General features: G+C 53.1%; 13 protein-coding genes. 5 read left to right on the forward strand and 8 right to left on the reverse strand.

The features are described from left to right. The first annotated feature begins 6 nt into the window (after positions 1 to 6). From Q0824_RS06245 to Q0824_RS06255, 3 genes are all read left to right on the forward strand, one after another. Positions 7 to 339: a Na+/H+ antiporter subunit G gene (locus Q0824_RS06245; RefSeq protein WP_298448552.1), complete on the forward strand. Its 333-nt coding sequence runs from the start codon at positions 7 to 9 to the stop codon at positions 337 to 339. 116 nt (positions 340 to 455) lie between these two features. After that, positions 456 to 2,099 (forward strand): fatty acid--CoA ligase, encoded by a 1,644-nt coding sequence (locus tag Q0824_RS06250; RefSeq protein ID WP_298448553.1) that lies wholly within the window; start codon positions 456 to 458, stop codon positions 2,097 to 2,099. 118 nt (positions 2,100 to 2,217) lie between these two features. Continuing rightward, on the forward strand, positions 2,218 to 2,688 hold the full coding sequence (locus Q0824_RS06255; protein WP_298448554.1) for a DUF4442 domain-containing protein: 471 nt from the start codon (positions 2,218 to 2,220) through the stop codon (positions 2,686 to 2,688). Here the strand turns inward: Q0824_RS06255 and Q0824_RS06260 are convergent. The 6 genes from Q0824_RS06260 to Q0824_RS06285 form a co-directional block, all read right to left on the reverse strand. Continuing rightward, positions 2,685 to 3,938, reverse strand: a complete 1,254-nt coding sequence (locus Q0824_RS06260) for a D-amino acid dehydrogenase (RefSeq protein ID WP_298448555.1) — start codon at positions 3,936 to 3,938, stop codon at positions 2,685 to 2,687. The genes Q0824_RS06255 and Q0824_RS06260 overlap by 4 nt on opposite strands. A 37-nt stretch (positions 3,939 to 3,975) precedes the next feature. Then, positions 3,976 to 4,332 carry a translation initiation factor Sui1 gene (locus Q0824_RS06265; protein ID WP_298448557.1) on the reverse strand — a complete coding sequence of 119 codons (357 nt, stop codon included), beginning with the start codon at positions 4,330 to 4,332 and terminating at the stop codon, positions 3,976 to 3,978. Between the two features lie 56 nt (positions 4,333 to 4,388). Next, entirely contained in the window at positions 4,389 to 4,919 is a 531-nt protein-coding gene (locus tag Q0824_RS06270; RefSeq protein WP_298448559.1) for a DUF4136 domain-containing protein, read from the reverse strand. Between the two features lie 75 nt (positions 4,920 to 4,994). Then, entirely contained in the window at positions 4,995 to 5,600 is a 606-nt protein-coding gene (locus Q0824_RS06275; RefSeq protein ID WP_298448560.1) for a YigZ family protein, read from the reverse strand. 19 nt (positions 5,601 to 5,619) lie between these two features. After that, entirely contained in the window at positions 5,620 to 6,948 is a 1,329-nt protein-coding gene (locus Q0824_RS06280; protein ID WP_298448562.1) for a sensor histidine kinase, read from the reverse strand. After that, positions 6,945 to 7,631 carry a response regulator transcription factor gene (locus Q0824_RS06285; protein WP_298448564.1) on the reverse strand — a complete coding sequence of 229 codons (687 nt, stop codon included), beginning with the start codon at positions 7,629 to 7,631 and terminating at the stop codon, positions 6,945 to 6,947. The genes Q0824_RS06280 and Q0824_RS06285 overlap by 4 nt, the downstream gene beginning before the upstream one ends. A 210-nt stretch (positions 7,632 to 7,841) precedes the next feature. Here Q0824_RS06285 and Q0824_RS06290 point away from each other — a divergent pair, with 210 nt between their 5' ends. Together Q0824_RS06290 and Q0824_RS06295 are read left to right on the forward strand one after the other, a co-directional pair. After that, on the forward strand, positions 7,842 to 8,204 hold the full coding sequence (locus Q0824_RS06290) for a Spy/CpxP family protein refolding chaperone (RefSeq protein WP_298448566.1): 363 nt from the start codon (positions 7,842 to 7,844) through the stop codon (positions 8,202 to 8,204). 57 nt (positions 8,205 to 8,261) lie between these two features. Next, positions 8,262 to 9,419 (forward strand): GNAT family N-acetyltransferase, encoded by a 1,158-nt coding sequence (locus Q0824_RS06295; RefSeq protein WP_298448568.1) that lies wholly within the window; start codon positions 8,262 to 8,264, stop codon positions 9,417 to 9,419. 53 nt (positions 9,420 to 9,472) lie between these two features. On the opposite strand, the gene Q0824_RS06300 is transcribed toward Q0824_RS06295, so the two are convergent. Continuing rightward, positions 9,473 to 9,688 carry a dodecin gene (locus Q0824_RS06300; RefSeq protein WP_298448570.1) on the reverse strand — a complete coding sequence of 72 codons (216 nt, stop codon included), beginning with the start codon at positions 9,686 to 9,688 and terminating at the stop codon, positions 9,473 to 9,475. 252 nt (positions 9,689 to 9,940) lie between these two features. Beyond that, positions 9,941 to 12,490 (reverse strand): PKD domain-containing protein, encoded by a 2,550-nt coding sequence (locus Q0824_RS06305; RefSeq protein ID WP_298448571.1) that lies wholly within the window; start codon positions 12,488 to 12,490, stop codon positions 9,941 to 9,943. Between the last annotated feature and the right edge of the window lie 258 nt (positions 12,491 to 12,748).

The following is a 12,748-nucleotide window of genomic DNA, read 5'->3' on the forward strand; positions in this document are numbered from 1 at the left end:
ATATTTATGAGCCCATTTGCAGAATATGCTATCTCGGCCCTGCTGCTTTTCGGGGGTGCTTTTACTTTGATCGGTGCAATCGGCCTGGCAAGGCTGCCGGACTTTTACACACGGCTGCACGGGCCAACCAAAGCAACCACCGTTGGCGTGGGCGCCATCATGCTCAGCTCGGTTATCTATTTCAGTGCCATGGGTGAAGACATCGGCATTTCCGAAATTCTGATCACGGTGTTTTTGCTGATGACTGCCCCGGTGAGCGCCAACATGCTGGCGAAAGCAGCGATGCACATAGGTGTAAAAACAGTGGAAGGCACAGACGGCAAGCCCTGGGAGCAATAGCTATTGCCGGTCGCCTGCGGCTAAAAAACCTTGCAAGCTTCCGATCCTGAAAAATTTATGTCAGATTGACCCAACTTCTCAGACAACACTAAAAACAGGGAATAAGGATTCGACACATGGCAAAAACACGAATTTTACCCGCAGCTGAAAATGCCCATCAGTACCCTCTTCTGATAAAGCAGTTACTGCTATCCGGGCCAAGGTACTCGCCCGATCAAGAAATTGTGTACGCCAACCACAGTAAGTACACCTACACGGATCTGGTTGAGCGGATTCATCGCCTCGCCAACGCTCTCACCGACGCGGGCGTAAAACCGGGTGACACCGTAGCGGTTATGGACTGGGACACTCCTCGCTATCTGGAATGCTTTTTCGCCATTCCAATGATCGGTGCCATCTTACATACCATCAACGTGCGCCTGTCACCCGAACAGATTGTCTACACCATGAACCACGCGGAAGACGATGTGGTTCTGGTACACGATGACTTCCTGCCGATTCTGGAGGGTTTGCAGAGCGAAATAACAACCGTTAAGACATACATCCAGCTTAGCGATGAAAAGACAGCCAAAGCCACGAAGCTCACCACCACCGGAGAGTACGAAGCGCTACTAGCCGATGCAGCCACAAAATTCGACTTCCCGGATTTCGACGAAAACAGTGTGGCAACCACCTTCTACACCTCTGGCACAACCGGCAATCCCAAGGGTGTATTCTTCAGTCACCGGCAACTGGTGCTGCACACTCTGGCCATGACAGGCTCACTTGCGGCCTACGATGAGATGCCGCTGCTGCGCTCTTCGTCGGTCTATATGCCAGTAACGCCGATGTTCCACGTTCACGCCTGGGGCGTTCCTTATGCCGCCACCATGATGGGCATAAAGCAGGTCTACCCCGGCCGCTATGAGCCAGAGCTGTTGGTTGATCTGATCAAGGAACACAAGGTGTCTTTCTCCCACTGTGTTCCTACTATCATGCAGATGCTGATGGGCACTGAGTCCATTAAAACAGCAGACCTGAGTAACTGGCAGGTGCTGATTGGTGGCAGCGCAATGACCAAGGGTTTGTGCGATGCCGCAGCCAAACTGGGCATTCGCATGTACACCGGCTACGGCATGTCAGAGACATGCCCACTGCTCAGTGCTACCCACCTCACGCCGGAGGATTTGGAGCTGCCACTGGAGCAGCAAACGGCCAAGCGGATCAAAACTGGCATTGCCGTCCCTATGGTAGAGCTGGAAATTGTTGACCCTTCAGGCAACCCGGTGGCCCACGATGGTGTAGCCCAGGGTGAAGTCGTTGCCCGGGCCCCCTGGCTAACCCAAAGTTACTTCAAAGAACCTGCTAAAGGTGAAGAGCTCTGGGAGGGCGGCTGGCTGCATACAGGGGACGTCGCCTCCATCGAGCCAAACAATACCCTCACCATCAAGGATCGCATCAAGGATGTGATCAAGACAGGCGGCGAGTGGCTTTCATCCCTTGATTTGGAAAGCTTGATCAGCCAGCACCCTGCGGTGGCAGGTGCGGCCGTTGTGGGCATTCCGGATGAAAAGTGGGGAGAAAGACCCTATGCACTCATCACACTCAAACCCGGTGTTCAGGCATCACGGGAAGATATACAGGCTCACCTTCAAAAACACGTCGAAAGCGGCGAGATCAACAAGTGGGCGATACCCCAACAGATGGATTTTGTTGAAGACATACCAAAAACCAGTGTCGGCAAGATCAACAAAAAACTGATTCGAGACCAACTGCAGTAATCCGATTTAATACCCAAATGGCCCGTCAGGTTTTCCTGCGGGCCATTTTTGTTTTTCAACGTATAATCCCACGCCTCAAAACCTTCTCAACTTACTCCTGTAAAAGAGCCTCACCGCTATGATGTCGAAACTGCGCAACTGGATAGCCAGCCCGAACGGCGTACGTAAAATAATGAATGTATACGGCCCCTATGCAGGCGCAGGCGTTAAAGTGACCCACATTGCGGATGACTACAGCTCAGCAACCGTCGAAATGAATCTGCGCTGGTACAACACCAACTACGTGGGCACGCACTTTGGTGGTTCGCTGTATAGCATGGTTGACCCTATGTACATGTTGCTGCTGATGAACAACTTGGGTAATGGCTACATAGTTTGGGACAAATCTGCCTGTATCGATTTTATCCGCCCTGGCAAAGGCAAGGTGACAGCTCACTTTGAGCTGACTGACGAACGCCTTGAAGCAATTCGCACTGCCACTGCCGGCGGCGATAAGTTTTTACCTGAATGGGATGTAGACATTGTTGATGAAAAAGGTGAACTGGTGGCCCGGGTTAACAAGGTTCTTTATGTCAGGAAGAAACGTTAAAGCCCTGAGAAGGTGAAATCCACTTCCGGCTTCCTGCCCTCAACAATATCCGCCAGAGCAGCCGCCGAGCCACAGGAATGGGTCCAACCCAGCGTTCCGTGGCCGGTATTCAAATACAGATTGGCAAAATGGCTTTTGCCCACGTAGGGCACATTGGAGGGGGTTGCTGGTCGCAGGCCTGTCCAGAACTCGGCCTGATCCCAATAACCCGCTTCAGGCATTATCTCTGCTGTTCTGCGGACAATGGCGCGGCAGCGGGTGTAATTAAGATTGCGGGTATAGCCACTCAGCTCGGCCGTTCCCGCAACGCGAATACGGTCGCCAAGGCGCGAGTAAACCAGCTTGTACTCGTCATCTGTAAGGCTCACATTGAATGCAGCCTCGTCATTCTTAACCGGTACCGTTATGGAGTAGCCTTTGGCAGGATAGATGTTCAAAAACAACCCAAGCTGGCGGGCCAGCACTGCACTGAAGCTTCCCAAGCTTAGCACATAGCTGTCTGCCCTCATCGTATGATGATGCCCATCCTTCAACACCTGAACGCCAAGAATTCGCTCACCCGCGCGTTCGAATCCAAGAACGTCAGTTTGGTAGCAGAACTCTACACCGGCTTCCTGGCACCGCTCGGCCAGTGCCTGGGTAAACTTGCGCGCGTCACCGGATTCATCTTCAGGGGTATAGGTCGCACCCGCAATTTTGTGCTGGATATGACTAAGGGCCGGTTCGATATCTACGGCTTTTTGCGCATCGATAACCTGCCGGTCACACCCGAGATCGCACATGATTCGAGTTGGCTCAAGCGCTGCATCGAACTCTTCAGGGTTGGTGTAAAAGTGCAGAATACCCTTCTCTACCTGGTCATACTCAAGCCCAGCCTCTTGGCGCAACGTTTGTAACTGGCTGCGGCTATACGTACCAAGATTCACCATCTGGCGAATATTATGGGCGGCTTTTGCAGATGTGCATTGAGTCAGAAAAGTCAGAGCCCAGCGCCATTGAGCAGGATCCATCCTTGGGCGGAACAATAGGGGGGCATCCGCTTTAAACAGCCATTTCAGCACTTTCAACGGTGCGGAGGGATTCGCCCAAGGCTCGGCGTGGGAAACAGAAATCTGCCCCCCGTTTGCATAACTGGTTTCCAGGCCTGCTTGGCTCTGCCGATCTACCACTGTTACCTGGTGTCCTTGCTTCTGCAAAAACCAGGCGGTGGTTGTTCCAACAACTCCCGCACCCAAAACCAGTATGTGCATGCCTGCCTCCTTTCAAAAAGAGTTCGTATCGATACCTTCAGCCGCCTGAACGCTTAACAACCCAGCCTTTTTGCTCCAGCAGGGGTACAAGCAGAGCCCGGTGGTCACCCTGAATTTCCACTACCCCGTCTTTAACTGTGCCGCCCGTGCCACACTTGGCCTTGAGCACTTTTGCGTATGCTTTAAGCTCTTTGTCATCCATGGGGATACCCGTAACCAGAGTAACGCCTTTGCCTTTGCGCCCTTTGGTTTCCCGACTCACCCGCACAACGCCATCACCTTCAGGGCGCTGAGCCTCGCGGCAGGTGCAGTCTGAAACCGGGTTGCGGCATTCGGGACACATCCGCCCCTGCTCGGTTGAAAATACCAACCCACCTGTAGATTGCTTAGCCATTTACCTTCCCTATGCCAGGCCCTTGAAGCTATGCCTCGATAGGGCCTTTGTATTTTTTAGTCCAGATCAGGAGGATACTTGGTGAACATCTCGGCAACCACTTCATCAATGAGTTTTCCGCGTTTTTCAGGGGACTGTTTTTCATTGAGGTAACGGCGACTGGCTGCACGCCATACAACTTCCTTCGAGTTTGCATCGACTAACTCAATCACCAGCTTGCCTTCTTTTACTTCTCGCACCGGTGGCGGTGACGAAATCCCCCAACCAAAATTACCGGTACCAAAGCCTAAACCCATGCCCACGCCAGATTGCTCAAGGCGTTCCTCTTCCACAATCCGCCAGCTAACCAGCAGGTCGGCCTCCGGTTCTGCCACCTTGTTCATGGACTTACGGTTCAGCTCCCGCTCAACCGCACTCTGCACACGGCTTCCATCAAGAGAAATAAATGAGGGCTCGCCGGGGTTGGACACGAAGTTCCAGGTTGAATAATTGCTGAACGCCGCGGCGGAGTTGTAATCAGTAACCACATTGCTGGCGCACCCGGTCATTGCCAGTGCCACCAGTGCTGCCATCAGAATACGAGCCATTGCCTACCCCTTGGTTTCTTGGAATCCTGACATCAGTATACGCGCAAGACACTTGTTCGATGCATTTTTGCCGATTCATGTTTCGAAACTGTAATCCAGTTTGTGTGCATCGCAAAAGGCGCTAAAGGTATTAGCCAGTTCTTCCGGAACCAGAACGCGGGCGGTGACAGAAGCACCGTAAGTAACTGATTCCAGTTCCACAGAATTAACATCACACCAATGCCGCAGTGGCTGCTCATCCGCAAAACCCATCACTACGTTTACTGCGCTAAGCGGCTTGTGAAAAACCCTGCCCACTTCGGAAAGCACACTCTCAGCAGCGCCGGCGTAGGCTCTCACAAGCCCTCCGGCGCCAAGTTTTATGCCACCGAAATACCGAATAACCATCACCAGAACGTCGCCCATATCTTTGTGCTGAATCACGTTGAGGATAGGCTTACCTGCGGTTCCGGAAGGCTCGCCATCGTCGTTCATGGCGGCTTCCGCTGCAGAGCCTGGGCGACCTATCTGATAAGCCCAGCAGATATGACGGGCATCGGGGTGGTCTTGATGGGCTTTTTCAAGCCACACCTTCACTTCCTCCCGGGAAGCTACAGGCGCAATCCGGGCAATGAAGCGGCTTTTTTTGATTTCCGTTTCCCGCTCAAGGTAGCCGGCAGGAACGGGATAATCTTTTTTCATGGAATTGCCTGTGATTTTATTAATCCGCCGCAAATACCGGCAACCGGGCGACAACCTGCAAACCGCCATGTTCACTATTACGTGCGGTAATGTCGCCGTCATGGGCCTCAATTATGTCTTTGGCAATGGCCAAACCTAACCCCCAACCCTGGCCTCCCCGGGATTTATCAGCGCGAAAAAACGGCTCAAAGAGGTGTTCCAGAACGTCCTCTGCAACGCCTGGCCCCTCGTCCTCGATCGCCAGGCTTATCCAACCTGAAGACAACGCCAAAGAAACATGGACGATCTTGCCCGGTGGCGTGTAGTCCAGAGCGTTCTGCAAAATATTATCAAACGCCCGCTGCAACAGACCCGCATCACCCAGAACGGTCACACCGGTACTCTCAGGCATTGAGTCCAGCTTGCAGGCCACCCGATGATGCTCTGCATAGTCTGCAGAATCCCGCAAAATCTGGTTCAGTAGATCCACCGGGCGCACCGGCTCCCGCGCGATGCCGCCGCCCTGCTCTGTCACCCGGTACAGAGTCAATATTTGCCCTGTCATGGTATCCAGGCGCTCATTCTGGCGCAGGATGCTGGCCATCAGTTCTTCCTCTACGCTGCCTTCGCTGGCCAGTTCAATGGCGATACGCTGACGCGCCAGCGGCGTTCGCAAGTCATGGGATATATCCCGCAAAAGATGCTTCTGCCGGTCCAGCAGGGTGCATAGCTGATCCGTCATGGCATTAAAGGCCGTCGCCAGCTGGCCCACTTCATCCCGCCGAGCCGCAATACGTTCGTTCACCCTTAACTGTGTGTCACCCCCGGCAATCGCCTGCGCCGTAGACTCCATGTGCCGCATAGGTCGCGACACGTAACGCGCTATTAACCAACACGCAAGGGTAATCAGAATGAACGCCAGGCCCATTTCCAAAAAACGGAAAACCCGAGGCTCCAACCACCCCTCTCCGTGCATTTTCGGCCAGGCAACCAATCGGTAGCCATCACCAACGTCTACAATGGCAGGCTTTTGCCGGTACCAACCAGAATCTATCCGCGAGCGAATAGCGGCGGGTAAACGGTTATCGTCATCCGCGCTGATCATCATAAGGTGCAGGCCCAGCTCATCCTCCTGTGCCCTGAGAAACCTATGAGCATCTCTGCGCCCGCGGGCCTCCTGTATTGCAGACACTTCAAAACCAAGGTCCCGCAACTCCAGTTGACGCTCAATGGCGGCGCGTTCGCGATCCAGCAATACACGGGAAGCCAGGCTACTCACTATGACGGCTATCGCCATGGCCAGCCAGATCAGCACAAAAATTCGCCAAAACAGCGGTACTATAAAACGGGATTGAAAACGGGCGTTCATTCGGACACCCGATAGCTGTAGCCAAGACCGCGCACCGTTTCAATTCTTGGCGAATCGTCACTCCCAAGCTTTTTACGAAGATTGCTGATGTGCATATCCAGTGTCCGGTCAAAAGCTTCAAGGCGTCGCCCCAAAGCCCATTGCATAAGGTCGGTTTTTCGAACCACACTGCCCGCATGGGCCAGCAGCACCTGGAGAATTTCATACTCAGTGGCTGTTAAATCAAGCGCTTCATCATTTTGGTAAATGCGCCGGTGATCCGCCTCAATGCGCAAATCACCATAGCGCTGCTCAGCCTTCACTTCCGACTTCTGATCCCAGGCGACCCGACGCAGTATCGCTTGCAAACGAGCCACCAGCTCACGAGGGTTGCAAGGCTTGGGGATATAGTCATCCGCACCCACTTCAAAGCCAACAATTCGGTCCGTCTCGTCTCCCCTGGCTGTCAGCAAGACCACCGGCAGATGCGTTTGGGAGCGCAGTTCTCGCAGAACCTCAAGCCCATTGATATCTGGCAGCATTATATCCAGCACAACAATATCGCAGTGCTGACCAAGCGCTAGTGCCAAGCCATCTTTTCCATTGGCGGCTTCACGCACAGTAAACCCCTGGCCGCTCAAATAGCGAGCAAGCAGCTCACGAAGTTCATCGTCATCCTCTACCAATAGAACCCTGTTCTGCATCCTGACTCTCTGTCCGGTTTTGAACGCCTGATTTGCGCATAAAGTGTTAGCTGAAGTCTATCACGGGCCCGAGAGTCTGCCGGCTCTGGCTTAAGCTCCTTTACAGAACCTTTACATGACATTGACGCTCGTTTACCAAGCCAGGCAGTACCATAGCTGTCAACGAATCAACCTTCTGCTGAAAAGCAGCTGACAACGCGAGGAAACATCATGAGCAAACGTAAATCATCCGTCATTACTGCCGGCCTTCTGGCCTCCGTACTGTTTGCAGCCAGCCCAACCTTGATGGCAAGCAACTCGTCTGGCAAGCACGGGGGCGGCCACCATGGAAACCAACGCGACATGACAGAAATGTGCGAAGACATGCGCGAAGGCAAAGGTCGCTTTGACCAAGCCGAGCGCCAGGCAGAAATGGCCGAGCGGCAAGAGGCCATGGCTGAGCGCCTGAAGCTAACCGATGAGCAGCGCGAAATCTGGAATGAAATGCACGAAGAAAATCGCCAGAAGCACGAAAAGCGCATGAAAAAAATGCAGGACAAGATGAAAAAGCGCTGTGACAACCTGAAGAAGTGATCACAAGCCGGGTTTTGACGTAAGGTAGGGGGAGCGATCAAGGAGTACGCCCCAACCATGTCAGAACCCGCAGTTTCTTCTATAACACTCGAGGCCTGTCATGCCCTTTCCGACATCCCCAGGGATACTTGGGAAAGGCTGGCAGGCACCGGCAACCCGTTTCTCCGGTACGAATTTTTTGAAGCGCTGGAAAGCACCCGCTGCACCAGTGAAACAACTGGCTGGAAGCCTAGCCACTTGATATTCCGCATGGGCGGCGAAATTGCCGGAGTTGCCCCGGCCTATCTGAAATCCCACTCCATGGGCGAGTATGTGTTTGACTGGGCCTGGGCAGATGCCTACCAACGCTACGGAATGAGCTATTATCCGAAACTCCTGATTGCCGTTCCGTTTACACCGTCCCAGGGATCACGATTATTGCTTGATCCACAACTTCGCAGCGCTCTTGACGCCCAAAGTATTCATGACCTTCTTGACGCCCTTATCGCCAAACTTGGCGCTCACTCGTGGCACCTTTTGTTTCCGAACGCGCAAGACCAGCAACTGCTTCAACACGAAACTCAGCTGCACCGAATAGGCTGCCAGTTCCACTGGCGCAACAACGGCTATGCACGCTTTGATGACTTCCTGGACAAACTTACCTCCCGCAAACGTAAATCCATTCGCAAAGAACGCCGCCAGGTAGCCGAGCAAGACATCACCTTTAACCGCTTTGATGGGCGGGATATATCTGATCACATTCTAGCGGCGTTTTATGTTTTCTATCAGGCCACCTACCTCAAGCGCGGACAACGCCCCTACCTGAACCGACAGTTCTTTGAGCAGATACGAGAAGCCATGCCCGAACACCTGCATGTGATCATTGCAATTAAAGAGGGCGAAATGATTGCGGGTGCATTATTTCTAAGTGGAGGGAGCACACTCTACGGCCGCTACTGGGGCTGCCTTGAGGAATACGATCACCTGCACTTTGAAACCTGCTACTACCAGGGCATTGAACTGGCCATCGAGTTAGGCCTTCAAACATTTGATGCAGGTGCGCAAGGTGAGCACAAATTGGTGCGAGGCTTTGAGCCGGTGTTGACCCACTCATGGCACGGCATTACTCACTCAGGGTTTCATGATGCAATTAAGGCATTTACCCATGAAGAGGCGGAGCAGGTTATGGGGTATTACGAAGAGGCCAAGGCGGCGCTGCCGTTCAGAAAGGCATAGCCTACCCTTATTGGCCGGGGAGCCTGGCCAGACTCCCCGGCCAGGCCTGGCCATCAGCCCTGATTAACCCTGAAACCAATTTTAAGCGATACCTGGTAGTGGCCAACTTTGCCATCAACAATATGACCTCGGGTTTCCATGACCTCAAACCACTCCATGTTCTGAATGCTTTTCGCCGATTCCGCGAGTGCATTGTCAATTGCGTTTTCGATGCTGGTTTCTGATGAACCAACAATTTCAACTTTCTTGTAAACATGGTTATCTGGCATAGCAAGACTCCTTGTGCTCGGTGGCTTTAACCAAAAGCCTAGGAGACAGCCTCGCACTCAGCAAATTACAGAACCGTAGTTTTAAGGTTAATGGCGGTTCGTGTTTAATAAAGCGGCACTGCCGTTTTGACAAGGCAACAGCGCCAGTTTGCGCTGCAGCCAGCAAGCGCAAGCATTAGAAAAGCGATTAAAACTCGTCCATCCGCTGTTCACATAAGCACAACTCCTATGTGTAATAATGCACTCAACCAATCACGGCGAGACTAAATCACTAAAATCGTAAAAATAAGCCTTACCTGGCGCCAAGTAATAACTCGAGGTATATGCACCGATCAAGCCTGTGTTGCCATCAAGGGAGACTGCATAGCCAAAACGATCATCCTGCCGAGCGGGCTCTGCCCATAGCTTGTCCTGCTCGCTCCATGTACCGCCGGAACGCGTAAACACGTAGGCCACACCTGATTGCCCGGCATAGGCGTCTGCGAAACCAGCCCCAATCAGTATGGTGTCGTCGAGAATAGAGACCGAACTCCCGAATATATCGCGTGACTCGCCATCACTTGCCGTAAGCCGCTGGCTCTTGCTCCAAACGCCCCCAACCCGATCGTAAACATAGGCTGAACCTTGCGACGTTTTGGTGCCGACGGTGCCTTGACTCTGCCCTATCACGGCGGTTTCACCGGAGATAGAAACTGAGTAACCGAATAGCGCCTTGCCCTCACTAACACCGACTGCCAGCATCTGATCATGGCTCCAGCTATTACCCGAGCGGGTAAAAACATGGACCGCACCTTCTGCATTGTTACCACTGAGACGGGTAAAAGGCGCGCCAATCATGGCGGTGTCACCTTGGAGAGCGACTGCGTGGCCAAACTTTGCAATTTCAGGCTCAGAACCACCGATTGCAGTAAGTTTAGCCTGCTGGCTCCAGGAACTGCCTGTTCGAGTAAAAGCATACGCAGCGCCCTGTAGCCCTGCACCATTTTTATAGTACCCAATGGCACCCACTAGTACGGTATCGCCCTCAATCGCGACCGCACTACCGAAGCTCTCTCTAGGCACTCGAACGTCTGCCACAAGTTTAGCCTGCTCACTCCAGGCACCGTTCGAGCGGGCGAACACATAGGCCGCGCCCCCGCCGTCAGCATTTCTCGCACCAACTACTATAGTATCGCCATCAATGGCAACCGAAGAGCCAAAGTAATCAATGCTCGACTTGTCACTCGCGATAAGCTGCTTGCTCTCGCTCCAAACACCGTTAACGCGCGTAAATACATAGGCTGAACCAGCGTCCCTGTCGCGACCAATTTCGGCGAATTCCGCCCCTATCACCGCAGTGTCGCCGTCCATCGCAACCGAAACGCCGAAACTATCATCATCCGTGAGGTCGCTCGCGGATACCTTTTGCACCATATTCGGTGAAGCGATAATGGTTAAAATCTGAGTTGTTGTATCCGTTTGGCTTACACTGTCAGTTACCGTCAGTTCAACGCTGTAACTCCCTGCAGACGTGTATGCGTGAGTTGCCTGTGCGCCATGGGCCATATTGCCATCACCAAACGTCCAGTCATATGTAAGATTCGCGCCCATCGAATCGCCCGCATTAAACGTCAGGTTCTGATTCGCTACTTGATCACCGCTGACACTGAAGGCTGCGGTTGGTGGCGCCGGCGGTGTTGAACCTTCTGTAATGGCCAGATCAAGAGGTTCAGTGTCGCTACGATTACCTCTGTCTGTAACCGTAAGTACTGCCGTGTAGTTACCCGCATCCGCATAAACATGTGTTGCCTGTGCGCCGGTGGCCGCATCACCATCGCCGAATTCCCAAGCGTAAGTCAGCGTATCGCCAGTTGAGGTATCTGCGTCAAAAGACTGGGGGTCGCCGGCTTTGAGTGATCCGCTGAAAGTGAACGATGCAACAGGCAGAGGCGGCGCACCGGGAACCCAAACGGGGCTCAGACCCGTGGCGTTATCCGGTGGAACAGCGCCATATTGGGCTTGCATGTTGGCACGTGCGGTAGCGAGCAAGTCTGGATGGTCCGCAGCCGCCTGCCTAATTTCGTCGAACTTGATTTGCCCAACACCGTTGATCTGACCGTCATCTGCAAAATCTTCAGCAATCGAATCGATTCCGGCTTGGTCTATACCTGCAGTCAATGTGGCTGCAGAGAACAGTAACAAGTTCGCACTGTCACTCTGGTGTGCAGTGCTACCCTTTTCCTCGTGAAGATCAAGTGAGGCTGGGACCGCATTGATGCCTATGATAGCGTTCAAGTCGTCACGTGCCTGAGCGCGAGCGTTGCCAAAATCAGCACCAGCAGCCATTAGCGTCCGGGTACGTGCCGCAGCAAAGTGGGTAAACAGGTTCACGTTGGCACTGGCATCATCCGGCAATGTGATGGCGGCATGAAGTGTGGCGCTATCGCTGGTGAAATTGCTGACAGCCTCATTAAAAAACACACCTGTCATTTTAAGTTGGGTCGGGCCCGCCCAGTCAGCACCCGTAAGACTAAAACCACCATTGGACGCTATATCACCCGAAACAGAAGCGCTGCCAAGCGAACCATCGGCTTGTAGCTGAATGGCCGTCGCAGCGCCGCCAGCCTGAAATGGCCCTTTTTGAGCATTGCCCGACATAGGGGTAGTGGTGGTGGGATTTTGATCATCAGTGTCGTTGCCATCGCTACTTCCGCCACAGGCGATAAGTCCTAGCGAAGCAACTACAGCAATCAACACACCGCGCGCACCTCCAATCATGGACGCCGATGCATGGCTGCTTTTCGATTCGGCTATTTCGGACATTCCAACCTCTCCCTGTCGTTTCTGATCACTCTACTATTGCAAAGAGTGTTCCTTATTAACCTGCATACTTAATGCTTGAAATTAGCAGTGTCAATTTAAGCTGTATATCCCCCAAATGAATGATACCGCCGTAAATGCGCCGTTTTACAACCTTGTTCAGCCAGTTATTATTCCGCCTCTGAGCCATGCGCCCAGGCCCGCCCTTCTCTTGAACAGGCAGAACAACTGCGCAACAACTACAATAAATGCTGTCTTGAA

This window comes from uncultured Marinobacter sp. (assembly GCF_947488835.1).
GTDB lineage: Bacteria > Pseudomonadota > Gammaproteobacteria > Pseudomonadales > Oleiphilaceae > Marinobacter.